We start from the raw sequence: 23936 nt of genomic DNA, 5'->3' as shown, positions 1-23936 counted from the left end.
CCTGAATGGCTTCCATCACGCTCCCTTTTGCCTAAATGCCAAGTCAAGCATTTCTTGAGCATGATGTCTTGTTTTTTCCGTTATTTCAACGCCGCCCAGCATCCGGGCCAGCTCTTCAATGCGTAAATTGGGTTCAAGCTCCTTAACCCTTGTTGAAGTCCGTTCCGCTACAATGGTTTTGAGAATTTCATAATGATGATCGGCCATACAGGCCACCTGGGGCAAATGGGTAATGGAAAAAACCTGGCACATTTCGGATAAGCGGGACAGCTTGTCCGCAATCGCTTGAGCGGCGCGTCCGCTTACCCCGGTGTCCACCTCATCGAATATAAGAACGGGAACTTGATCAATGGAAGCAAAAATGGATTTGAGCGCGAGCATAATTCGTGACATTTCACCGCCTGAAGCAATTTTGCTAAGGGGTTTAAGCGGCTCGCCAGGATTCGGCGCGATAAGAAATGCGGCTTCATCAATACCGTTTGGAAGCAGTCGGTGATGATTGCCTGCAACATGCTGCTGAAGCTCCACACGAAAAGTTGTTCTTTCCATTTGAAGCTGTCTGAGTTCATTCTCGATGGCAACAGCAAGACGGTCAGCCGCATTGCGTCTCAATGTGGAAAGTACTTTGCCCAGACGGTAAGCTTCTTCAAATAATTTATCTTGTTCATTGCGAAGCCGCGCTACATGCTCATCACGGTTCTCGATTTTATCAGCTTCCGATTTGATTTTCTTCAAATAAGCCAGAATATCGGGGATATGTTCGCCATATTTGCGTTTAAGGCTGTTCATGGTATTCAACCGTTCATCTATAATCGCCAGACGCTCCGGATCAGAATCAACGCCATCCCGGTAATCCCTTAATTGAAAAGCGGAATCCTCAAGCTGATAAAATGCTGATTGCAGCTGCTCCAGAAGCGGCGCAAGCACAGATTCATCGTATCCCCGGATATCTTCAACCTTGCTTATCGCCCGATTGATTGCATCCAGTCCCTTGTTTCCATAAACAAGCTCATATGCCTCGGAAGCTGCATCTCTTCTTTTAACCGCATGCATTAGCTTCTGCATTTCTTCGGCAAGTGATTCATCCTCGCCCACTTTTAAATCAGCAGCGGTTATTTCTTCAATCTGAAAGCGGTAAAGATCCAGCATCTGCATGTTCTGCCTGGAGGAATCCTCCAGCTCGCGGAGCTGTGTTCGAACCTTCTCGTACTGCTTGTATACAGTACGGTACTTATCCAGCTTGTCCATCACTTTGACGCCGGCATACAAATCCAGCCAATCCAGATGCTTCTCTGTTCGCAGCAGCGATTGATGCTCATGTTGACCATGGATATTTACCAGACATTCACCCGCTTCGCGCAGCATCGACATCGTCACAATATGCCCATTGATGCGGCTGACGCTTTTGCCCTGGGAGAATAGCTCTCTGCGAATGACGAGATCCTCATCAGGTGAAGCTTGAACTCCGAACGACTCTAATGTTTTCCATACCGGATGATTGCTTGGCAAATCGAACATGGCTTCTATTTCCGCTTTGCTGCAGCCATAGCGCACCATATCCGAAGATCCTCTCCCTCCGGCAACAAGACTAAGCGCATCGATCAGAATGGATTTGCCTGCCCCTGTTTCACCGGTTAAAACATGGAATCCATCATGAAAATGAGCAGTTACCGATTCAATAACAGCCAAATTGCGTATTGATAGCTCGCGAAGCATGAATGTCCCCTCCTTAAGTTCATTCCAAGCGGCATATACCGCAAGAATTTCCTGGAAATATCTAAAGCATCTAATTCATTAAGCCAAGCAATCTGTCAATGACTTCTCCGCTTTGCGTTTTGGTCCGGCAAATCATCAGGATCGTATCATCGCCGCAGATGGTTCCCATAACCTCAGGCCATTCCATATTATCAATCATGGCTCCAATGGCATTCGCTGTACCGGGAAGGCATTTCATGACAACCAGATTGTCGGTATGATCAATATGCAGAAAATGATCCGAAAGTGTCCGTTTCAGTTTATGGATGGGATTCATCCGCTGCTCCTGGGGCAGAGAGTACTTATAACGCCCGCCATCAGCGGACACCTTAATTAATTGCAGTTCTTTAATATCCCGTGATACGGTGGCTTGCGTCACCTGCAGCCCGGCAGCCCTGAGCGAATCAACAAGCTCGTCCTGGGTTTCAATGACTTGGGTGTTTATTATTTCACGAATTTTCATATGCCTGACACTTTTCATGGGATCCCCCTTTGCTTTTGCCTGCTTATATATAACGGTCATCCAAATCGGAACGTAATTGTGCGTATGGTCCTTTCCTTCTGGTCGATGAACAAGACGCCGTCGCTTTCCGGCAGGAGCAGCGAGTACACCAGCAGCCTGTCCCGTACTCCACTGCCCGTCCAATCCATAGGCATGCGGTCACGGGAGGTCTTGACAATATAATATTTGCCATCTTTCTCGGCAATTAAATCAATGAACAGCCGGCTCTGCAGCTGCTGACCGTCCAAATCGATATGAATGGGCAGCCTGTACTTCCCATGGGTCACCTCGTAGCCTGCCTGCTCCAGAAATCGAACATTCTCGTCACTGTCATCCACATCCTCAGCTTCACTGAGAAGAAGCTTGGTATTCATGCCCGGCGGTTCATGCAGCCACCGGTAGAAAACACGGTAAAGCCAAAAGATAATGATACAACCAGCGATCAGCATCACTAACCAGTCTCCGTACTTTCCCAAGAAACCCCCTCCATTCACTCCCAATTAATGCTTCATACATCATTTCGCGCTGGAGGGGGTATTTCCTCTTTGCTCAAATACCGAACGCTTGTTTGGTTTTTTTCTAGTTTAACAAAAAAATCGGATTCTGCAAAGGGGTATCATTCGGAAAAATCAAAAAAGAGCCTTCCTGCACTGCAGGAACAGCTCCGAATCATAATATTAATGGCTAAATTGAAACTATTACACTTTTTTTGGACTGCCTTGGGCAAAAGTTTTGGCGGCTTCCTGGACAAGCGCTGCAACAGCCCCTTCAGACAGAGGTATTTCTGTCGTACCCGGCTTCCATATCCAATAGCCTAAAAATTCGATGTTGCCTTCCCCTCCCGTAATAGGCGAGAAAGTGACATCCTGCAGGGAAAAGCCCAGTTCGGCTGCAAAGCCTAATACTTTATTCAATACTGCCTCATGAACCTTGGGATCACGTACAACACCCGATTTGCCAACCTTCTCGCGGCCTGCTTCGAATTGAGGCTTAATAAGCGCAACAACGCCGGCGCCCTCCTTGAGCAGAGTTCCCAGTGCAGGCAAAATGTGCTTGAGAGATATGAAAGAAACATCAATGGTCGCAAAATCAGGCTGGGGACCCTTTAGATCCGCAGGCTGTGTGTAGCGGAAATTCGTCCGCTCCATCACATCAACTCTGCTGTCCTGACGCAGGGACCAATCCAGCTGGTTATATCCAACATCCACAGCATAGACGTAGGATGCGCCATTCTGCAGGGCACAATCCGTGAATCCCCCTGTAGAAGCGCCAATATCGAGCATAATGGCCCCTTCCAGGGATAAACCGAACTTGTTTATCGCCTTCGCAAGCTTCAATCCACCGCGGCTCACGTAGGGATGCGGCGCGCCTTTTACGGTGATTGCGGATGTTCGCAAAACCTTCATTCCGCTTTTCTCAATCCGTTCGCCTTCAACCAGTACAAGTCCCGCCATTAATGCCGCTTTCGCTTTTTCCCGGCTTTCGTAATATCCCTGTTCTACCAGGAGGATATCAATTCTTTCCTTTGCTGTATTCATCATTGTCTCCGTTCTTATGCTGGTCCTTGTGCGCGTTTTCGCATAAGAGGGAGCATTGCTTTGAGTTCAGTTGCAACCCGTTCCCCAGTCAGGCCAGCTTCCTTCCTCTGTTCCGGAATGGAGCCATGCTCGATGTACTCATCAGGTACCCCGATAATACGAACCAATCCGTTATAGGATTTGTTATGAAGTGAATAAAATTCCAGCACAGCACTGCCTAAGCCGCCTTGTGTTGAACCTTCCTCCAGAACAATCATATGCAGCCCTTCCTTGGCCAGCTGAAGCAGCATGGACTCGTCAAGCGGTTTGATGAAGCGGGCATTCACGATACGCACATTGAGACCTTCCCTTTTCAATTGCTCAGCCGATTCCTCAGCCACCTGCAGCATAGGGCCAATCGCAAGGATAACGGCTGAATCACCTTCACGCACCGTCTCCCATTGACCGATCGGCAGGGATGTAATGTTCTTATCTATCGGGACCCCAAGCGCATTGACACGCGGATAACGGATTGCAATAGGTCCATCATTATATTCAACTGCTGTCTTCATCATGCGGTGAAGTTCATTTTCGTCTTTGGGCATCATCAGCACCATATTGGGAATGTGACGCAGGAAGGCGATATCATATACTCCCTGATGCGTCTCCCCGTCCGGACCAACAAAGCCCGCCCGGTCGATGGCGAATATGACATTGGCGTTTTGTCTGCAAATATCATGGACCACCTGATCATAAGCACGCTGCAGGAATGTGGAATAAACCGCAAATACAGGCTTCATTCCTTCCATTGCCAGCGCCGCGCACATGGTGGCGGCATGCTGCTCCGCGATGCCGACATCGATCATCCGGTTGGGGAAAATTTCGGCAAATTTGGTGAGGCCGGAGCCTCCCGGCATAGCCGGCGTAACCGCAATAATGCGTTTGTCATTCCTGGCCAGTTCAATCAATGCATCGCTGAAAACCTCTGTATACATTGGCGGGCCCACCGCTTTTAAAACCTGGCCCGATTCGATTTTGTAGGGGTTGATGCCATGCCATTTATAAGAATCCGCTTCAGCGGGTGAGTAGCCTTTTCCTTTGACGGTAATGACATGGACCAGGACAGGGCCTGTGGCATTGTTCGCTTGTTCCATGACATCCAGCAGCTGGTTGATATCGTGTCCGTCTACAGGACCGAAATACGTGAGTCCGAACTGCTCGAACAAAATACCGCTTACGAGTAAATATTTGACACTATCCTTCAATCTTTCCGCTGTCTTGGCCAATTTCCCGCCAATCGCCGGAATTTTGTTGAGCAGTTGATTCAACTCTTCCTTGGCCTTTTGATAATGGCGGTCCGTACGAATTTTCCCCAGATAATGATGCAGGGCACCGACATTCGGCGCGATCGACATTTCATTGTCATTCAGAATGACCAGCATGTTCTTCTTCTCATGCCCGATATGGTTGAGTGCTTCCAGTGCCATACCGCCGGTTAGTGCGCCATCACCGATGACAGCCACCACCTTGTTATTCTCGCCCTTCAGATCACGGGCAAGCGCCATACCCATGGCTGCGGACAGCGAAGTGCTGCTGTGTCCGGCTTCCCATACATCGTGATCGCTTTCCGCGCGTTTGATGAATCCGCACAATCCTTTGTACTGGCGAAGCGAATCAAACTGATCCATGCGTCCCGTCAGCATTTTATGAACATAAGACTGATGCCCCACATCAAAGATAAATTTATCTTTTGGGCTGTCATACAAATAATGCAAAGCAAGCGTCAGCTCCACTACGCCTAGATTCGACGCAAGATGCCCGCCAGTCGCGGAAAGCTTTGCAATTAAAAACTCGCGGATTTCTCCGGCAAGCTGCTCCAGTTGTGCAACCGACAGACTTTTAAGATCCTTCGGCTCATTAATATGTTCGAGCAACACGTTATTTCCTCGCTTTCCTAAGCTGGCAGCCTCCATTGTCCGAGAACTTTCGACGTTTCTAGCGTAAATTATACCATAGATTGTCGCTATGCCCAAGACTGCCGGCAAATCAGTGGTCCCGATTCATTAAATAATCCGCGATCGACAGCAGCTTCTCGGGCATCACCAGATTGGCCTGCTTCAGCGCTTCTTTGGATTCCATCGTTAATCTCCCTACGAGCTCCAGACTCTGCTCCATTCCGATTATGTAGGGATACGTTACTTTCCGCTGCTGCACATCGCTTTGCACCGGCTTGCCAAGCTTGGATTCATCGCCAATTAAATCAAGGATATCGTCCTGTACCTGAAAAGCTAGCCCCAGCTTGCGCGCAAACTGTTCAAGGGCCGCGAGCTGATCCAGGGTAGCGCCTCCGATGCGGGCGCCTGCCGTAACAGCGAATACAATCAAATCGCTTGTTTTATGCAAATGAATGTATTCAAGCTCCGTTATCGAGGTCACACCTTGTTCTCCCAGAATGTCAGCCGCCTGGCCGCCAACCATGCCGGAAACTCCGGAGAGCCTCGCCAAATCGGATACGATTGCCATGGCTACATCCGCTGGAACGCCAAGTGCCGCAGCCTGTGATACTGCATAAAAGGCATGAGACAGCAGGCCGTCTCCGGCCAAAATAGCCATCGCTTCTCCAAAAACCTTGTGGCTTGTTGGTTTGCCGCGGCGAAAATCATCATTATCCATTGCAGGCAAATCATCATGGATGAGCGAATAGGTATGAATCATTTCAATCGCACAGGCTACAGGCATCGCCAGCGTATAGGAGTCTGAATCGTTCTTTACCGCTTCCGCGGCTGCAAGAACAAGTATGGGGCGCAGGCGTTTGCCCCCTGCCTCCAGTGAATACATCATAGCCTCACGCAACTGAGACGGAATATTCCACTCCTGCGGAATTGATGTTTTTAACGCCTGTTCGATTCCATATGCTGTTCGCGATAGATAGTCTGCTGTAGCAACCGAAGCGTTCAAGTTTTTATTCTCCTCTGTCTTCGTTTGCCGGAGCAAACGGTTTTTTGATAAAGCCGCTTTCGGATTCGATCAGCACTTCAATCTTTTTCTCCACCTGCTCGAGCTTGGCTCCGCAGAGCTGGGACATTTTCATGCCTTCCTGAAAAAGATCAATTGCCTTCTCAAGTGGAACATCACCGTTCTCCAGTTGGCTGACGATGACTTCCAAACGCTCGATCGCTTCCTCGAAGGTTATTTCCTGCTCCTTCTTGCTCATCGGTTTAAGCCTCTCCCTTCATGCCCCACACCTGACATTCCAATTGGCCATCAGACAGCTTCACCTTCACCATATCTCCCAGCTGAACATTGGTGATAGATTTGATCAAGGTTTTCTCCTGCTCGTCATATACCAGACTGTACCCTCGAGACATGACCTTAAGCGGACTTAAGGCATCCAATTGCCTGATTGCAGCCGTCAGATGCATTCTATGTGTTTTTATCGTAGAAATCATCGTGGATTCCAGCCTCTGTGAGGTTCCCCGCAGCCTTGCCCTCGCGTAAGCTGCCTTTTCTCCAGGATGTGCGCCGGCCAATGCGGAGCCAAGTCTCATGAGCTTCTCTCTTCTTCGCTGAGTCTGCCTCAAGGTACGATGCTCCAGCTTATCTTTCAGACGGTCCAGACGTTCTGCCTGCTGCAGCAAATATTTTCGCGGATTAACAAACAGAGGCGACCTCCGGATACGCGATAGCCGCTCTTTTCGGCTTGTCATTGTGCCGCGAAGCGCATGATCCAGCCGCCCGCGAAGCTGATTAAGCTGCCCCTGCAGCTCCATGACATTGGCGACGGCAAGCTCCGCGGCGGCTGTCGGAGTCGGCGCACGCAAATCAGCAACAAAATCAGAAATCGTAAAATCAGTCTCATGCCCGACGGCCGAAATAATCGGAATATCCGAAACGGCCATCGCCCGGGCAACGGCCTCCTCATTGAAAGCCCAGAGCTCCTCCAGCGATCCACCGCCCCGCCCTACAATTAATACGTCGACTTCAGCCATTTGGTTCATCATTTCAATCGCTCTGACTATCGCGGGTGCCGAACCCTTGCCCTGTACGAGTACGGGAAAAAGCAGCACCGGCACGGAAGGGTGGCGGCGCTGCAGCGTAATCATAATATCGCGCACTGCTGCGCCGGTTGGTGAGGTTATTACACCAATCGCTCTTGGATGACGCGGAATTGCGCGCTTGCGGGACGTTTCGAACAAGCCTTCTCCCTCAAGCTTGCGCTTTAACTGCTCAAATGCCAAATACAAGCTGCCGATACCGTCCGGCTGCATTTGCGTCACATAAAACTGGTAGTTCCCGTCCCGCTCAAACACCGAGACATTCCCCCGCGCCAGAACCTTTGCCCCTTCCTTAGGCATAAAGGGCAGCTTCTGATTATGCGAGGCGAACATAATACATTTTAACCGACTATCCTTATCTTTAAGCGTAAAATACATATGGCCGCTTGAATGATGGGTGAAATTTGAAATTTCACCCCGCAGCCATACATCGCCAAGGAGCACATCGGACTCCAGCTTCATCCGGATATACTTATTAATATCCTTGATCGAAAAAATGCGCGAACCGTCTGCCATATGCGGTTTCGTCACTCCCGACTATTTATTTGCCTGTTCTGCGGCTTTGAGCGTGTTTTGCATCAGCATGGTTATCGTCATCGGGCCTACTCCGCCCGGTACTGGCGTTACATAACCCGCCACATCCAGCACATCGTCAAAATCAACATCTCCTGCCAGCTTGCCGTCAGGCAGCCGGTTAATGCCAACGTCGATGACAACTGCTCCCGGTTTGACGAAAGCACGGCCAATCGCTTTGGCTCGGCCAATCGCCACAACCAGTATATCTGCCGTCCTGGCGATCGCTTCCATGTCTACCGTCCGGGAATGGCAAATCGTTACTGTCGCATGCTCCCGCAGCAGCAGCATCGCTACCGGCTTGCCTACAATATTGCTGCGTCCAATGACAACGGCATGCTTGCCCGCAATATCCATCCCGCTGGACTTGATAAGCTCAATAACGCCCGCAGGCGTACACGGAAGGAGGCTGTCGTCGCCGATTACCAGATTGCCGACGCTGACCGGATGAAAGCCGTCCACGTCCTTTTCCACACTGATCGCATCAATGACCGCTTTCTCGTCGATATGCTTAGGCAGAGGGAGCTGAACCAGAATACCGTGAATGGTCGATTGCTTGTTAAGCTTATCGATCAGCTGCAGCAGCTCCTCCTGGGTTGTCTCAGCCGGCAGGCGATGAACCTCGGAATAAAAACTTAGCTGGATGCAGGCTTTCTCCTTGCTTCCTACATATACGCGGGATGCCGGATCGTCCCCTACGAGAACGACGGCCAGTCCTGGAGTAATCCCTCTGGCAATTAGATTTGACGCCTTTTCGGTGATTTGCTCGCGAATGGCGTCTGATATTGGTTTGCCTTGTATGAGTTGTGCGGTCATTTGGTTGTTTTCTCCTTTCGTTTTTGAAGGGCATCCCCCTAAGTCCCCCTTGGAAAGGGGGATTCCAAGGGCTCCGCCCTCTGGACACCCGAATGGTTGTCGATTGCGCCGCCATGACGCTCCCTATTCATTTTGCCGCTTGTCCCCGTTTGCGTCCCTTGCGGGACACACTTTACTTGTTGTGCGCCTGGGGTGCTTGAACTTCGTTATAAATAACGTTTGAGTGTAAGAGACGTTTATTGGGTTTTGTTGCGCTTGTCCCCGTTTACGTCCCTTACGGGACACACTTTACTTGTTGTGCGCCTGGGGTGCTTGAACTTCGTTATAAATAACGTTTGAGTGTAAGAGACGCTTATTGGGTTTTGTTACGCTTGTCCCGTTTACGTCCCTTGCAGGACACACTTTACGTGTGGCGCACCTGCGTTGCTTGGTTTGATGCTCTATTATTCCTGGACTTCATTTTCTATTAGGGATTCGTTTGGTTTGCCTTTAAGCTGATTGGGCTTGAGCTCGTCCAGTGCCTGGAGAAGCCTGCCCAGAACGCCATTGACGAATTTCCCGGATTCTTCGGTCCCGAAATGCTTGGCAAGCTCGATTGCTTCATTAATCGCCGCTTTTGGCGGAACATCGTCCCTGAAGATCATCTCGAAGCAGGCCAGCCGAAGAACTTGACGGTCGACACGCGATAACCGGTCCACCTGCCAGCCCGTCAGATAGTGCTGGAGCATATCATCAATAGCCGCTTTGCTACCGCTTACCCCATTGACCAAATCCCTGACATGCTCGTCTATTCGAGAGACGTCTGATACATCCGCCTCTATTTCATTCTCTTCCTTCACTTCATTCATCAGCATATCGACCGCTTCTTCCGCCGATACTTCGTTCATTTCCATCTGGTACAAACTTTGTACCGCTATCTCCCTTGCAAGCCTTCGTTTCATAGGGCCTCCCGAAAATCAATATAAACTGTTTTTCCTATCCTGTACTTCTTTGGCTGATCCTTCGCTTTTCTCATGTCCGGAAAAAATATGATCTCCTCCCTGCTCCGAACAGCCAAATGCCGTGTCCGGAGTACGGAGGAGATCATAGTACTATTTGAATGGACGCCATCGCTGCATAAGCCACTCGGTCAGACGGCTCCATGGAATGATGGGTCCGCTCTGCTCGTCTTTCATTTTGCCTACGGTATAGCCTATCCATAGCAGCAAGCCAAAAAACAGCATATCCCAAAACCCCACAATAAAATACAGGAGACCCAGCACGATGGCCACGGTCAGACCCGCAATGCGGCCTCCGTAGCTTATCCAAATTTCCCTCCATAACATCGGCAGCACCCCTATTCCACGCGACTTTTATAATTGGCCGTCTGGATGATGTTCGCCACATAAACCGAAACCGTCGCAACCGGTATCCCTGTAATCTCTTCCACATGAGACTTGACGGTACGCTGGATATCCTCTGTCAACGTGGGAATCGGACTTTCGCCATCGGCAATTGCACGCAGCGTAATCTCGATGCCAGCTTCACTAATCCGAATACGCGCCCGAAGATCCTTTACTCCCCGCTGCCGTCCTGCAGCCTTCAACGCAAGATTCTCAACGGTCTCGAGCGAGATACGAATATCGCCATACTCTGTTCGTTGATCGATAGACGGCATCGATGCGTTGCTGCGGCGCAAGGATACATAGAAGAATCTCAGACTAATCAGGAAAATGACCACAGAGACGATGATAACGGTCACTTGCAGCCATTCCATTTCGCCATTATACAAGGTGCTTATGAAATCTCTGAACCCTTTTTCAGGTACCCACTTGAAGCCGGTACAGAAAGCAAAAACCGACAGTGCACCAATTGCCAGACTATACAGGAACAGCAGAAGCTTGTCCAACACTCTAATCAACGAGAAACTCCTCCTCGGGGCGCACTAGATAAAACCCCCAAGCGCCGAGCGACAAGCCCATACACAAGGGGGTACGCTATCATTTCATTATCAGCTTGAACCGCATTACTTTACGCGAAGTTGTGTCTCTTCTTCTTCAACCCGCTCTGTGGTCTTGAAATGTACATCATGAATGTGGACATTGACTTCAACGACATTCAAGCCCGTCATGGTCTCGATGGAACGCTTCACATTACGTTGAATTTCGGAAGCGATTTCCGGAATTCTATTGCCGTATTCAACAATAATGGAAACATCCACAGCAGCTTCGCGGTGCCCGACATCCACTTTAACCCCTTTAGACAAGTTCTTGCGGCCCAACAGTTCTGCGATTCCACCGGCAAATCCGCCGCTCATTCCTGCGACACCTTCGATCTCAACTGTTGCAAGTCCCGCGATTACTTCAATAACCTCGGGTGCGATCTGAATAGTGCCCATGTCGGTTTTTTCATAGTCCGCTGCCAGCGTGCTCATGGTTTTCATACACCTCCCGCAATATTGTTGTAGCATCAGCCTCTCGCCGATAGCTCATCCGCTTCTTACTTTCTATACTATAGCATTCGAAGGGAAATATGACAAACTCACAGTAACCGATAGACGCTTATTTTTGCGGCTCGGTTAGCTGTCACACAGTAACCGATAGACGCTTATTTTTGCGGCTCGGTTAGCTGTCACACAGTAACCGATAGACGCTTATTTTTGCGGCCCGGTTAGCTGTCACACAGTAACCGATAGACGCTTATTTTTACGGATCGGTTAGCTGGCTCGCAGTGACCGATAGACGCTTATTTTTGCGGCTCGGTTAGCTGGCTCGCAGTGACCGGTAGACGCTTATTTTCGCGGCTCGGTTATAGTCACACAGCAACCGATAGACGCTTATTTTCTCGGTCTGGTTATCTGTCCACAGCGACCGGTAGATGTTTGATTGACCAAGACGATATCGGACCTCTCGTATATCCATCAATTGCCCCGTTTTCAATACAGCACCGTATACGATGTATAAACGAGTTAAACCTCAATATCGTTTACATCATATTCTTCAAGAAACTTGATATCGAAATCGCCTTTAATAAACTTGGGATGATTGAGCAGCTTCATATGAAAAGGGATCGTGGTCCGGATGCCGTCAATCGCAAACTCGGCCAGCGCCCGTTTCATTCTGGCGATCGCATCCTCACGGGTCTCTCCCCATACAATCAGCTTGGCAATCATGGAATCATAGTGCGGGGATATTGTGTACCCCGGATAAGCGGCGCTGTCAACGCGAACGCCAAGACCGCCGGGCGGCAAATAGAACTGGATCTGACCCGGCGAAGGCATGAAATTACGCTCCGGATCTTCCGCGTTGATGCGGCATTCCATCGACCATCCGTTGATCTTCAGGTTATCCTGAGAGATCGATAGAGGATTACCTTCGGCTACAGAGATCATCTCTTTGATCAGATCGACGCCGGTAATCATTTCTGTAACGGGATGTTCGACTTGAATACGCGTGTTCATCTCCATAAAATAAAAATTGTCGTCCGGACCTAAAAGGAATTCAAGCGTTCCCGCCCCTGAATAGTTTACGGCGAGCGCAGCCCGGACAGCGGCTTTGCCCATTCGCTGACGGAGCGGCTCACTCAGCACGGGACAAGGAGCTTCTTCAACCAGCTTCTGGCGGCGGCGCTGCACAGAGCAGTCGCGTTCAAATAAGTGGACGGCATTGCCATGCTTATCAGCCATGATTTGAATTTCAACATGCTTCATGCCCGTCAGATATTTCTCCAGATAAACGCCGGCATTGCCAAACGCCTTCTGGGCTTCCTGCTGGGCAGCGGTGATTTGTGAAATCAGCGCTTCCTCATCTTCAGCAATACGGATGCCTTTACCGCCTCCGCCTGCTGTTGCCTTGATAATAAGCGGATAACCGATCTCACGGGCGATTCTCAGCGCCTCTTCCGCATCCTCGACAAGTCCGTCCGAACCCGGAATAACAGGAACATCGGCATCTTTCATCGTCTGCTTGGCAACCGCTTTATCGCCCATCTTGCTGATGGCCTCAGGGGAAGGACCGATAAACACCACATTGCAGGATTCACAAATTTCGGCAAAATCTGCGTTTTCCGCCAAAAATCCATAGCCGGGGTGGATCGCGTCACATTCAGTGAGCGTCGCCAGGCTCATGATATTCGTTAAATTCAAATAGCTGTCTTTTGAAGCTACGGGGCCGATGCAGTAGGCTTCATCAGCCAGCCGGACATGAAGGGACTCCCGGTCTGCTTCGGAGTATACAGCCACGGTCTGGATACCGAGTTCACGGCACGCACGAATGATCCGGACAGCAATTTCACCCCGGTTAGCAATCAATATTTTATTGAATTTCACGCTCATAAGCTCCTCTCGTTCACAAATGTTCTAGGTGGGAGTAATCCCTCTTCAGGCAGATCCATGAACACCTGACAGATTCACTCCGGCCTAACCAGGAACAAAGGCTGTCCGAACTCAACGAGCTGTCCATTCTCAACAAGAACTTCAACGATTTCACCTTTTACTTCCGCTTCCAGTTCATTCATCAGCTTCATGGCTTCAAGAATACATACAACCGATTTCTCGTTCACACGGTCGCCAACATTGACGAAAGGTCCGTTCTCAGGCGAAGCAGCACGATAAAAGGTACCGACCATCGGAGAAACAATTGTATAGAGGTTGTCCGCGGCTTGCGCGGTAGGTTGAACAGAATCCACCTGGGTGGATGCCACAGCCACAGATTGGCTCGTCGGGGCTTGTACGGCCTGCGTATATGTAGGAACGAGCGACGCGGCTTGGACGTTCACGACTTCCGTCTTACCCGGTTTGCGGATAAGCAGACGTGCGCCTTCGTTTTCAATTTCTAATTCATGTACGGATGTTTGATCAACCAGCTTGATCAGTTCTTTAATCTCGCTCAGCTTGAACAATAGTTTCACTCCTAAAAGTTTTTGCTTACTTCTCGAATATGCTTCCCTGACAGCTGAAAACTTGCTTCGAAAGCATACGCTTGGTTTTCTGCTTACTTCTCGAATATGCTTCCCTGACAGCTGAAAGCTTTCTTCGAAAGCATACGCTTGGATTTCTGCTTACTGCAATTGCTTTTCTGCCTTTTCGCATGAAAATACATATATGCCGCTGCAGGAAATACCAAATACTTGCTCATAACAGACCTATTATAGCACAAATGCCCGTGAAGACGAACCCATTTTTTACATAGCCTTAATGGAAAAAAACCCCACTGCTTTCCCGGCAGCGGGGCTTACAGCGTTATTTATTGCTCGGAATGTATTGAACGGACACCTGGTCACCGCCGACTTCCAGTTCATTCATAACCAGCATCATGATGCTGTCGGCTTGGCTTTTTTCCAGCTTGTCGCTCTGAACGACAACTTTGTACTTGTTATTTTCCTCCGACACGAAGGCATTGCTGAATTCCTTGGTCAGCTCTTCTTCAATGCCGGTAATGCGGGTATTCTTATCCTCCAGCAGGTTGATCTGCTCCACCGCCGCGCTTGCTTCTTCCGGTTTTTGTTTCGTGTCCGAGATTTGTCCGTAAAGCTGATTGATTTCACTGTAGAATTTCTCATCGCGCTTCTCCTGCATATCATTGAAGACCGTGCTGACTGCTCCTCCGGACGCTTCTATTTCGTTGATGACCTCTTCATCCGTTTTCACGGCATCGGCTGTTTCTCCGGCAGCTTGATTGTCTGCCGCAGAAGCCGCATTATCACTGTTGGCAGCGCCCGTAACCTCTGTCACAGTAATGCCATTATCCTGTGTCGTATCCGCTGTTGAGGCTTCCGTTGCGTCCGACTGAACCTGCTGTTCCTGCTGTGTGCCGTCTGTAAGCATGTCGGATGAAGTGTCTACGTCCTCGGTAAACAAGTAATAAGCGGATAAAATCACCATCAAGCTCAGCATTGACACAAGCCATACCGTTTGTCTTTTCGTGTTCATTTAAGAACAGCCTCCCTTAATCGATTGGTTGGAATTCCATTATTGATATTTTCTCGGCACAACCGAAATGCGGCTGACCGGGACGTTGAACCCTTTCTCAACGGCATCCAGGATAAGCCGGCGAACCGTTGCGTTCTCCGCTCCTTTAGCGACAATGAGAACACCCCGTATTTGCGGCTTGATGCGTTTGACTACGAATGGCGTTTGGCCGCCTTCAGCCTCATAAAGCACGACTTGTCCGTCTTTGGTGATGGAGGTCATATGCCGTTTGCCTCCATTCTTATCGCTCTCGTCGGTAATTTGCTGTGTTTCCTTCTCATTTTGCTTGACTACGATCTCTTCCGTCGAATCGATCGTAATCAGAACATCAATCGATCCGACCCCTACGATTTTCTCCAATATATCTTTAAGGCGGTTCTCCAGCGGTTCCTCGATTGATGCGAAGCTTGCCGGATCGCCGGAGCCTTTACCTGAAAATGCTGCCTGATCGGATGATGCCGTCTCATCGGGCACCTGCGTGGAGGGCTCGCTAGGCTGGAAGGACAGAAAGGAATTTACCAGCATCAGCGCGGCTCCGATCCCTCCAATAATGAGCAGCCAGCGCAATGTCCGTACCCGCTTCGGTCCCCCCGGCCCACCGCCAACCATACTCTCGATTCCCTCCAGCCATTTGGCCACTTCGGCTCTCTCCTTTCAAACTGCTTCCAGAACACTTCTGACCGCGTTGTTCCTGTCTCTACTCGTTCCCCCTTGGCAACTCCTGCTTCTGGCGAACCAGAATGGATTGCGAATCTACAGCCCATCCATTCCGAAGCAGCTGCTTGATCGCATCGGCAATGCCTCCGCTTAAAGCCTGATATCCGGCTTCGCCCGGCTGCCCCGGAGCAGCCTGCGAATCTGCCTTGTCCGAATCAAGCTGAACGATCACATCAACGGCAGGGATTTCATCCACCGGTCTCATGCCTTTTCCCGTTTCTGCCGGATTGTCCGGTTTCTGCTCGATAGAGTCGTCTGGTCCGCCAACATTGATTTCTCCTGTCTTCTCCACAGCCGTCGAGCTGTCGGGAATCTCCGAGGTTGATCCGGTTTGATCCGGGAGAGTGACGACAACGGATACAACCCGGGCATCCTGATTGCTTTTGCCAGTGCCGGCTTCCAGCTTCACCATCACTTCAGACGGCGTTATGCCCGTACTCCGGGTAATTTGGGCGCGCATCGCTTCAGCCAGCTGCTTCTCCGTCAATGTGGCGACGGAAGCCTGCTGTTTGATCCTGAGCGCATCTGCGTCACGCTCGATATCCTGAAGCGTCGGCATCCGCAGCTCTCCCTTGGCCGGCTCACTTTTGAACCAGTTCTGCATATTCTGATCCAGCCTTGTGCTGAAATCGCCCTGCAGCAGGTTCAGAATCGGCGTCAAAATCGTAAGCAGTATGATTAATCCGGCAACAAGCCTGACATAACGCTGCATGGTCTGGTTGGGGAGAAGCAGATCGATGAACCCCGCCAACAGCACGACCGCTATAATTTGCTGCAGCCAAGAAGCCAGCCAGGTCAGCATCGTGTTGCCCTCCTTTGCCGGGCGAAAGAGTATTTGTCCGCCTTGTGCCCCTGTGAGCCTCTACCTGATCATTACGGACGCATTGCCCGCGGTCAGAATGATCGTCACGGCGAGAAAAAACATCAGACTCACGGCGGCAAGCGCCGCGAATACATAAATCAGCGTCTTGCCGATGGTTTGCAGACATTCGACGATCGGACTGTCACCCAGGGGCTGCATAACTGCGGCAGACACATTATAGATGAGAGCGAGTGTCAATATTTTGATTGCCGGGAAAGCACAGAGGAAAATGAGAATGATAACCCCGGCAAGACCGATTGCATTTTTGACCAAAAGCGAAGCCGACATCACGGTATCCGCCGCATCGGAGAATGTCCGGCCAATGACGGGAACAAAATTCCCGGTAATAAATTTTGCCGTACGCATCGTAACGCCATCCGTTACCGAGCTGGTTGCCCCCTGTACGGAGATCACCCCCAGGAAGACGGTCAGCATGACGCCCATAAGACCTACACTGAAATTGCGCAGTACATTAGCCAGGTGGGTGACCTTGAATTTCTCCGTCATGGCACTTGCGATCTGCAGCACCGCCGAGAAGAAGAGCAGTGGAAAGACGATGGTATAGATGACAGACCCGACAGCGTGAATCATGAAAATAATGAGCGGATGCAGCACAGAAACGGTCACAATACTTCCCATGGTAGCCAGCAGAGTAAGCAGCAAGGGCACCATCGCCATCATGAATTGAATCATTCCGCCGATAGCGTCTTTGGCATACCCGATGGCCACCGTAAAGCTGTTAACCGCCAGCACGATCATAACCATGTAGGTAATGCTGTATGCCACTTTGCTGACTGTATTGCGTTCAAAGGCGGTTTGCATCGTCTGCAGCAGCATGCTGAATACGGTAAGGATCACGATGGTTACAAGCAGCTTGCCGTTATAAAGAACTTCATGAAACATATACCGCAGCAGACCCGAGAGCACGGTGGACAGCTTAAGGCCTTCCCCGCCCGGTGTGATCATATCCATGAAGCTTGGAACCTTGCGGTCTGGAAAAAAACCTCCATAATCGGTCATCAGCTGGTTCCAGTAATTCTCGACTGCCGACGCATCGATTCCCTGGAGCTGCTCGTCCGCCAGACTCTCATTGATGCCCGCGGCATCGTCATTTGACTGGATTGCCGGATCGGGCGCACCCTGATTATCGGGGACGGTTGCGGCGAGAGCTGCTGCCGGGATCAAGAAAAGCACAACGAGAAGGACAAGCAGGGCTGCGGCTGCCCAGCGGATCAAATGCTGCTTCATCATGCTTCAACTCCCTGCCGGCAGCAAGCCGAGCACCGTCTCAACGATGACGCTAATAATGGGAACGGCCATGACCAGTATCAGAATTTTGCCGGCAAATTCGATTTTTGATGCGACGCTTTCCTGGCCGGCATCCCGCACGATTTGTGCGCCGAACTCCGCAATATACGCGATACCGATAATTTTCAAAATGGTTTTCAGGTAAATGGAAGGGATGCCTGACCGGTCTGCCAGCTGCTCAAGAATTCCAATGACCGCTTCTATTTTGCCGATGACATACAGGAAGATAAACAAGCCGGTGAAGGCGGCGAGCAGGAAAGCAAACATCGGTTTCTGCTCACGAACAACTAAGATCAGCACGGTTGAAATCAGCCCTAGGCCGACGATCTGGATGATTTCCATTTCCGGTTCACCTGCCCTAAATCCCCTTCGTCATTGAAAAAGAAAGATCGTTTTGATTTCCTGAAACAACTCGTCGAGCATCCGGACTACCATAAAAAGCACAACCACAAATCCGATGAGCGTCACCCAATGCGCCATGTCTTCCTTCCCCATCTGTTTCAGCACGGTATGGATCATGGCGATAATAATGCCGATCCCCGCAATTTGAAATATGGCGCTAACATCCATGTTCATTGTTATTGGCACCCCACTAAACGATCAAAATGACGACAAGCGCTGCGATGAGGACGCCAAGGCTCTTCCACATCTTCTCGTAACGCGCCTGGTCATCCCGTGCCGCATCTTCTTCTGCCTTCAGCTGCTGAACGGCAAGACGCATATGCTTGATCTGGTCTTCACGGTCGCTGATGCCAAGCGCCGAACCCAGACGGATCAAAGCCGTCTTCTCGGGAATCCTCATTGCTGTGCCCGGCCAGTGATCGGCGAGCGAGAGCTCCCAACATTCCCGGAAGGTCAGCCCCTCAGGCTGATTGATCCGCTCCTTGACTCCCCGAAATATCGAGGCCCCCGGCTCCGGCAAATGGGCCGCACAGCGTTCGAAGGCATCCGGCAGCGGCGTATAACCGTATCCAATCTCCGTTTCCAGCCGCTGCACCGCCTGTATAAGCTGGCGGATTTGGCGCGGGCGGGCTGCATAGCGGGATGCCTGTATGAACCCGATCATCGTTCCTGCGAAGAGGATCAGCGCTGCGCCAATTAGCTTAACCAAAGGCATCACCTCCCGGAGTGAGGGTCGGTTCGCGGGCGGCCGGCGCTCTCCCGCCGGCCCTGACCGGTACAACCCTGCTCACAGGGGCATTGACGCCGCGGCGAAGCTCCACGCCGATCGCAAATGCTCCCTGCTCCAGCAGTCTGCGGAGTACCGGCCTCCCACGGGCATCCTCCATATCCTTTGCATGAGCGGTAGCAATCACGATCACGCCGGCATGGCTGGCATCGAGAATCGCATCCGCATCCTCCTCACGGCCGATTTCATCCACGATCATCACCTCCGGCGACATGGATCTGAGCATCATCATCATTCCTTCCGCTTTTGGACAAGCATCCATTACATCGGTTCTGGGACCGACGTTAAAGGTCGGCACTCCCCGGACGCAAGCGGCAATCTCCGACCGCTCGTCGATAATGCCAACCTTGCGGGCCGGCCAGCCGGAAGCCAGGGGATGTCCCCAGCCACCGCTGCTTATGGCTCTTGCCAGATCCCGCACAACCGTTGTTTTCCCCTGCTGCGGCGGGGCAATAATGAGAGCCGGGTGAACGGTGCGCCGATTTATATCCAGCATCTTGGGCAGCAGCGACGCGGCTGCGCCAATGACTTCGCGTGCGATTCTGAAATTGAATGCCGATACATCCCGGATGCCCCGTACCGCCCCGCCCTCCAGAATCGTCCGGCCGGCAATGCCGATCCGGTGGCCGCCGGCGACTGTAATATAGCCCCGGCGGAGCTCCTCCTCCATCGCATACAGCGAATGATTCGTTACACGCTCCAGCAGCTTGCGGCACAGCTCCGGAGATGGCTTGTACGCCATCTCAGGCTTGGCAAGCAGCTGGCCGTCTTCGCCGACAAACCAAAACCCTTCCCCTGTACCGATTTCAAGCGGTCGGCCTTCCCGTATCCGCAATTCTTCTATGACGGTTCTCACATGAATCGGAATCCGCTCAAGCACGGCAATCAGTTCCAAGGGCAGCAAATGTGTTACACGATCCAGCATGCAGGCATTCCTCCTCTGGTAATGATTATCGTTTAGCCGCGGCGGTAGTTTCATAGAGCCGTAGTCAGCGTAAGTGACCGAGGTTATTTATATTGACGTGATCAGTGTTAGGTACTAGTTTCAATCTATTCGGACAAGCTGAGTATTATGACTGCCCGCTTGTCCGATTGATGCCGGGAATTCAGCTATTTTTTGAGAATCCCGGTCAGGAGGCAGGCAACGCCTGCCACGATCCAGACGATTTTGCCAAACGAGAGCTTATCCGACATACCAACCAGGCCAACCGTCGTGGTTGTAATTAATATAATCGGCCCTACCAGTGCCAGCGAAGCATTGACTGCCAATGCCTTGTCGATCTGGTTCAAACGAAGCATCCATATGGCTGCGCATATTTCCAGCGTTCCGGACAATACTCTCAGCGATGCCATAGTTAAAACGATTTTATTGAAAATGGGATCTTCACCTCCCGCCTGAAGACTATTGCTTGTTCTAGTAAAGCTTATGCAGGCTTGTCTGCCGTTCATACCGATAATGTAAACTCCTTTGGATGATACTTCCAGCGGGCACACGCCCTTCCCGTACTGCATATATTGCTTTGGTAATGGGCGTTAAGACTATTTTTATTACCTATTTAAAAGTGAGGAGATTTCAGGTATGAGATCAAATTCCCGTCCAGCATGGCCTGCAAGGCTGCAGAATCCCGGCGGCCAGCGCATCACACCCCTTGAGCCGGAAAATAAGCACGACGCGGACCGGACCGTCGGACGCGGGCAAACCATGGTCATTGATAAAGGTCTGGGCCAAAACGGTTTCTCGGATCTATTGGAGACAGCCGGAGCCTATATTACCTGTGTGAAGATCGGTTTTGGAACAGCCCCCCTCTATCCCACCGAACTGCTCCTTGGCAAGATCGAGCTGGCCAAACGGCACGGAATCCTTATTATGCCAGGCGGTACGCTGCTGGAAGCAGCCGTCAGCCAGGAGCTGGTACCGGCGTTCTTCGAAACGATATGCCGCCTCGGCTTTAATGGAGTGGAAGTATCGGATGGAACGATAGAGCTCTCCAGAAGCAGACGTTCGGAATTGATACGCGAGGGTCTGAACCACGGCCTGCAGGTTGTAACCGAGTACGGCAAGAAGCTGAATGGCTCTACGGTCGATATAGCGGAGCTGCAGGCAACAGCCGATGCGGACTGGTACGCAGGCGCTGAGCTCATAACGATTGAAGCGCGGGAGTCCGGTGTGGGAGTAGGCTTATTTGACGAGAATGGCGATTGCAAGGAAGAGGTGCTGCTGGCTGTGGAACGGTCATTCGGAGGCATCAGCCGGATCATGTGGGAAACGCCGCTTAAACAGCAGCAAGCGCTGCTGCTTCGCACATTCGGTCCCGAGGCGCATCTGGGCAATATTCCTCCGCAGGATGCATTGTCACTGGAGACCATGCGCCGGGGATTGCGCTCGGATACTTTCAGCTTCGGCTTGAAAAATGAATTACCGATTCATTATATGATTTAGCCTGACAAGGCAAGGAGGCCGGTACCAGTATGCATGTCCAGGTGATTTCAAGCGTTAATGAAGCGCAGGCGGACCGCTTCACGCATCGAACGGCCATTGTAATCGACGTATTGAGAGCGGCCAGCACCATTGTTGCCGCTCTTCAGGCAGGCGCCTCAGGCATTTATTCCGTGGAAACCGTGCTGGAAGCAAGGGCGCTGCAGCGCCCTTCCGACCTGCTGGCAGGAGAACGCTTTTGCCGTAAAATACCCGGATTTGATCTGGGCAATTCACCGGATGAATTCACATCTGAAGCGGTTATGGGCCGCCGGATTATTTTGACTACAACCAACGGGACGAGAGCGCTGCATAAAGCGGCAAGAGCCGACCATCTATTGGCCGGGTCTCTCCTTAATGCAGCAGCCTGTTCGCGGGCCGCACTGGAGCTTCGGCGCGATATTGTGCTGTTATGCTCCGGGAGCCATGATGAATTCGCGCTTGAGGACGGGTTATGCGCCGGAGCTATCGTAGCGAATCTACAGGCAGGAAGTCCATCCGGTTTGGAAATGGATGATTTCGCAGCCGCCATGCTGAGTCTCTATAACAATGCTTCCGGACGAATTTATGAGACCCTGGCTGCAAGCGCCACCGGAAAGCGGTTGATCAAATTGGGCATGTCGCGCGATGTAAGGCACTGCGCCCAGTTGGACAGCAGTGAAATTATCCCCCGGATGCAAGGTGACATGATTGTAAGAGGTTGAAATAACATAATGGAGGGGCTTGTTCCATACAATGGGAGTATGGACGCCGCGGCCGATGCTTGCGGCGATGCTAACAGGTTAAAGGAGAGCATGCAGGCATGGGCGGGGAAATTATACTGGTTGTCCTGATCATTATCGGATTGATTGGCCGATCTCCAATTATTTCGACGGCAGCGTGCATACTGCTGATTGTAAAGCTCACACATTTCGAGCGGTACCTGCCTACCATCGAGCGGCGGGGTATGGAGCTGGGGCTGCTGTTTCTGACCTTCAGTGTCCTGGTTCCCTTCGCTTCCGAGCGGATTCAATCGAAAGATATTATGGGTGCATTATTATCCTGGCCGGGCATACTTGCGCTGATTGGCGGCGCGGCCGCTACTTATGTCAATGGAAAAGGGCTGGAGATGCTTAAATTCGATCCCCAGCTTATCGTTGGTCTTGTTGTGGGATCCATTATCGGCATTATTTTCATGCGCGGCATACCTGTGGGCCCTCTCATGGCGGCTGGCATAACGGCAATTTTGTTCAAGATCTTCCAATTGATCGCAAACCGCTTTTAAACAAAACGTTTGATTTCTTTGTTCACAGCAGCCCATGAATAAAAGCTTGCTTGCTTTAATTGCCGGAGTAGATGCGGCGGAACTTGATAAAGCTTCCGATGCGCCAAACGCAGACATACACATAAGCCAATACCATTGTCAGAATCGTAAATTCCGTGTAATCAAGACCCTTGAAATATTGAGACAACGCGATACGTATGACTATGACCGCGATAATCACATATTTAAAGTTTTTGTTGCGCCTGGAATAAACGAGTCCATCCTCGCGTTTCTCATAACCCGTGTGGTACAGCATGATGCTGCCAAGCCCCACTCCCAGAAGTCCAGCAAGCAGCAGCTCCCACAGCGCGGGCATCCGGAAGGGATGATCAGGTATATGAGTTAAGGATTGGATCGTGAAGCCGAATACAATGAGCAGCAGAAGAACCGGAAACAGCATGCCGATTCCTCTGTTGCGGATTGGGCGGCCCGTCCCCCGGCTTCGCAGCCAGATCACCAGCAAAATAATAACAGCAGCGAATGCATATCCCGTTAATTCTTGCGTATTCATGAGCAACCCCCTGGTAGTCGTTATTGTGTGAAATGCCAAGCATCCTTATTCCATCACAAAAAACTAACCCACTAACATGAAAAAGGCCGCCAATCGTTCCTTGGCGGCCTTCTTCATGTTTCAAATAAACCGCCAGAGAATAACATCCTGACGGATCCAGCTAAAGTAAACTCCCCTATGAATACCACGTCCCGCGTGTTCTGCAGCGCCCACGTTATTCAGGGACAAAATCCACCAGGCACCCCGGGAGTGCAGGATGGAAGTGTGTCCCGAATGGGACGTAAACGCTCCTCGCACAAAAGACACTAGCACGCGGTTCTCTGTAACGCCAACGTTATCCCATCCGGGTGTCCAGAGGGCCGGCGGCCCTTGGGGTCCCTCCTCAGGAGGGATTTAGGGAGGGAT

28 protein-coding genes are annotated in these 23936 nt (G+C 51.0%); 3 read left to right on the top strand and 25 right to left on the bottom strand.

The features are described from left to right. Positions 1 to 15 precede the first annotated feature (15 nt). The 24 genes from recN to AC0YOB_RS12980 all read right to left on the bottom strand — a co-directional run bounded on the left by recN (position 16) and on the right by AC0YOB_RS12980 (position 20618). Positions 16 to 1716, bottom strand: coding sequence for a DNA repair protein RecN (gene recN, locus AC0YOB_RS13095; RefSeq protein ID WP_475793184.1), 1701 nt, complete (start codon positions 1714 to 1716; stop codon positions 16 to 18). A 70-nt stretch (positions 1717 to 1786) separates the two neighbouring features. Next, on the bottom strand, positions 1787 to 2236 hold the full coding sequence (gene ahrC, locus AC0YOB_RS13090; RefSeq protein ID WP_475793183.1) for a transcriptional regulator AhrC/ArgR: 450 nt from the start codon (positions 2234 to 2236) through the stop codon (positions 1787 to 1789). A gap of 38 nt (positions 2237 to 2274) precedes the next feature. Continuing rightward, positions 2275 to 2733 carry a hypothetical protein gene (locus AC0YOB_RS13085; protein ID WP_210041833.1) on the bottom strand — a complete coding sequence of 153 codons (459 nt, stop codon included), beginning with the start codon at positions 2731 to 2733 and terminating at the stop codon, positions 2275 to 2277. A gap of 222 nt (positions 2734 to 2955) precedes the next feature. Further along, the gene (locus AC0YOB_RS13080) at positions 2956 to 3798 is read right to left on the bottom strand and encodes a TlyA family RNA methyltransferase (RefSeq protein WP_475793182.1); all 843 of its coding nucleotides are present in this window, start codon (positions 3796 to 3798) and stop codon (positions 2956 to 2958) included. 11 nt (positions 3799 to 3809) lie between these two features. After that, complete coding sequence (dxs, locus tag AC0YOB_RS13075; RefSeq protein WP_475793181.1) at positions 3810 to 5711, bottom strand: 1-deoxy-D-xylulose-5-phosphate synthase; 1902 nt, start codon at positions 5709 to 5711, stop codon at positions 3810 to 3812. Positions 5712 to 5820: 109 nt separating this feature from the next. After that, on the bottom strand, positions 5821 to 6732 hold the full coding sequence (locus AC0YOB_RS13070) for a polyprenyl synthetase family protein (RefSeq protein ID WP_475793180.1): 912 nt from the start codon (positions 6730 to 6732) through the stop codon (positions 5821 to 5823). 4 nt (positions 6733 to 6736) lie between these two features. After that, complete coding sequence (xseB, locus tag AC0YOB_RS13065; protein WP_475786458.1) at positions 6737 to 6988, bottom strand: exodeoxyribonuclease VII small subunit; 252 nt, start codon at positions 6986 to 6988, stop codon at positions 6737 to 6739. Between the two features lie 4 nt (positions 6989 to 6992). Then, entirely contained in the window at positions 6993 to 8345 is a 1353-nt protein-coding gene (gene xseA, locus AC0YOB_RS13060) for an exodeoxyribonuclease VII large subunit (RefSeq protein ID WP_475793179.1), read from the bottom strand. A gap of 21 nt (positions 8346 to 8366) precedes the next feature. Beyond that, positions 8367 to 9218: a bifunctional methylenetetrahydrofolate dehydrogenase/methenyltetrahydrofolate cyclohydrolase FolD gene (folD, locus tag AC0YOB_RS13055; RefSeq protein WP_475793178.1), complete on the bottom strand. Its 852-nt coding sequence runs from the start codon at positions 9216 to 9218 to the stop codon at positions 8367 to 8369. 443 nt (positions 9219 to 9661) lie between these two features. After that, the gene (gene nusB, locus AC0YOB_RS13050; RefSeq protein WP_475786455.1) at positions 9662 to 10159 is read right to left on the bottom strand and encodes a transcription antitermination factor NusB; all 498 of its coding nucleotides are present in this window, start codon (positions 10157 to 10159) and stop codon (positions 9662 to 9664) included. A gap of 150 nt (positions 10160 to 10309) precedes the next feature. Continuing rightward, positions 10310 to 10543 carry a DUF2273 domain-containing protein gene (locus AC0YOB_RS13045; RefSeq protein ID WP_210041865.1) on the bottom strand — a complete coding sequence of 78 codons (234 nt, stop codon included), beginning with the start codon at positions 10541 to 10543 and terminating at the stop codon, positions 10310 to 10312. An 11-nt stretch (positions 10544 to 10554) separates the two neighbouring features. Next, positions 10555 to 11118, bottom strand: a complete 564-nt coding sequence (gene amaP, locus AC0YOB_RS13040; protein WP_475793177.1) for an alkaline shock response membrane anchor protein AmaP — start codon at positions 11116 to 11118, stop codon at positions 10555 to 10557. Positions 11119 to 11223: 105 nt separating this feature from the next. Further along, positions 11224 to 11631, bottom strand: a complete 408-nt coding sequence (locus AC0YOB_RS13035; RefSeq protein WP_475793176.1) for an Asp23/Gls24 family envelope stress response protein — start codon at positions 11629 to 11631, stop codon at positions 11224 to 11226. A gap of 534 nt (positions 11632 to 12165) precedes the next feature. After that, positions 12166 to 13524, bottom strand: coding sequence for an acetyl-CoA carboxylase biotin carboxylase subunit (gene accC, locus AC0YOB_RS13030; protein ID WP_475793175.1), 1359 nt, complete (start codon positions 13522 to 13524; stop codon positions 12166 to 12168). Positions 13525 to 13604: 80 nt separating this feature from the next. Continuing rightward, positions 13605 to 14096, bottom strand: a complete 492-nt coding sequence (gene accB, locus AC0YOB_RS13025; RefSeq protein WP_475793174.1) for an acetyl-CoA carboxylase biotin carboxyl carrier protein — start codon at positions 14094 to 14096, stop codon at positions 13605 to 13607. A 340-nt stretch (positions 14097 to 14436) separates the two neighbouring features. Further along, on the bottom strand, positions 14437 to 15126 hold the full coding sequence (locus tag AC0YOB_RS13020; RefSeq protein ID WP_475793173.1) for a SpoIIIAH-like family protein: 690 nt from the start codon (positions 15124 to 15126) through the stop codon (positions 14437 to 14439). A 39-nt stretch (positions 15127 to 15165) separates the two neighbouring features. Then, positions 15166 to 15804, bottom strand: coding sequence for a stage III sporulation protein AG (gene spoIIIAG / locus AC0YOB_RS13015; protein WP_475793172.1), 639 nt, complete (start codon positions 15802 to 15804; stop codon positions 15166 to 15168). Positions 15805 to 15862: 58 nt separating this feature from the next. Continuing rightward, a complete protein-coding gene (gene spoIIIAF, locus AC0YOB_RS13010) occupies positions 15863 to 16684 on the bottom strand; it encodes a stage III sporulation protein AF (RefSeq protein WP_475793171.1) in 822 nt (273 codons plus the stop codon). Positions 16685 to 16744: 60 nt separating this feature from the next. Then, positions 16745 to 17995 carry a stage III sporulation protein AE gene (gene spoIIIAE, locus AC0YOB_RS13005; protein WP_475793170.1) on the bottom strand — a complete coding sequence of 417 codons (1251 nt, stop codon included), beginning with the start codon at positions 17993 to 17995 and terminating at the stop codon, positions 16745 to 16747. A 3-nt stretch (positions 17996 to 17998) separates the two neighbouring features. Continuing rightward, positions 17999 to 18394 carry a stage III sporulation protein AD gene (spoIIIAD, locus tag AC0YOB_RS13000; RefSeq protein WP_475786450.1) on the bottom strand — a complete coding sequence of 132 codons (396 nt, stop codon included), beginning with the start codon at positions 18392 to 18394 and terminating at the stop codon, positions 17999 to 18001. Positions 18395 to 18424: 30 nt separating this feature from the next. Then, complete coding sequence (spoIIIAC, locus tag AC0YOB_RS12995; protein WP_210041931.1) at positions 18425 to 18628, bottom strand: stage III sporulation protein AC; 204 nt, start codon at positions 18626 to 18628, stop codon at positions 18425 to 18427. A gap of 16 nt (positions 18629 to 18644) precedes the next feature. After that, positions 18645 to 19163 (bottom strand): stage III sporulation protein SpoIIIAB, encoded by a 519-nt coding sequence (gene spoIIIAB, locus AC0YOB_RS12990; protein ID WP_475793169.1) that lies wholly within the window; start codon positions 19161 to 19163, stop codon positions 18645 to 18647. After that, the gene (gene spoIIIAA / locus AC0YOB_RS12985; protein ID WP_475793168.1) at positions 19156 to 20166 is read right to left on the bottom strand and encodes a stage III sporulation protein AA; all 1011 of its coding nucleotides are present in this window, start codon (positions 20164 to 20166) and stop codon (positions 19156 to 19158) included. The genes spoIIIAB and spoIIIAA overlap by 8 nt, the downstream gene beginning before the upstream one ends. A 185-nt stretch (positions 20167 to 20351) precedes the next feature. Further along, positions 20352 to 20618, bottom strand: a complete 267-nt coding sequence (locus tag AC0YOB_RS12980) for a YqhV family protein (RefSeq protein WP_475793557.1) — start codon at positions 20616 to 20618, stop codon at positions 20352 to 20354. 202 nt (positions 20619 to 20820) lie between these two features. Here AC0YOB_RS12980 and comA point away from each other — a divergent pair, with 202 nt between their 5' ends. From comA to AC0YOB_RS12965, 3 genes are all read left to right on the top strand, one after another. Then, positions 20821 to 21681 carry a phosphosulfolactate synthase gene (comA, locus tag AC0YOB_RS12975; protein WP_210041955.1) on the top strand — a complete coding sequence of 287 codons (861 nt, stop codon included), beginning with the start codon at positions 20821 to 20823 and terminating at the stop codon, positions 21679 to 21681. Between the two features lie 29 nt (positions 21682 to 21710). Then, positions 21711 to 22421 carry a 2-phosphosulfolactate phosphatase gene (locus AC0YOB_RS12970; RefSeq protein ID WP_210041963.1) on the top strand — a complete coding sequence of 237 codons (711 nt, stop codon included), beginning with the start codon at positions 21711 to 21713 and terminating at the stop codon, positions 22419 to 22421. 98 nt (positions 22422 to 22519) lie between these two features. Further along, positions 22520 to 22981 (top strand): DUF441 domain-containing protein, encoded by a 462-nt coding sequence (locus tag AC0YOB_RS12965; RefSeq protein WP_210041965.1) that lies wholly within the window; start codon positions 22520 to 22522, stop codon positions 22979 to 22981. Positions 22982 to 23036: 55 nt separating this feature from the next. On the opposite strand, the gene AC0YOB_RS12960 is transcribed toward AC0YOB_RS12965, so the two are convergent. Next, positions 23037 to 23531, bottom strand: coding sequence for a CcdC protein domain-containing protein (locus AC0YOB_RS12960; RefSeq protein ID WP_210041967.1), 495 nt, complete (start codon positions 23529 to 23531; stop codon positions 23037 to 23039). Between the last annotated feature and the right edge of the window lie 405 nt (positions 23532 to 23936).

Source organism: Paenibacillus sp. JT31N17 (genome assembly GCF_056269255.1).
This window is presented reverse-complemented; position numbering and strand designations above follow the sequence as displayed.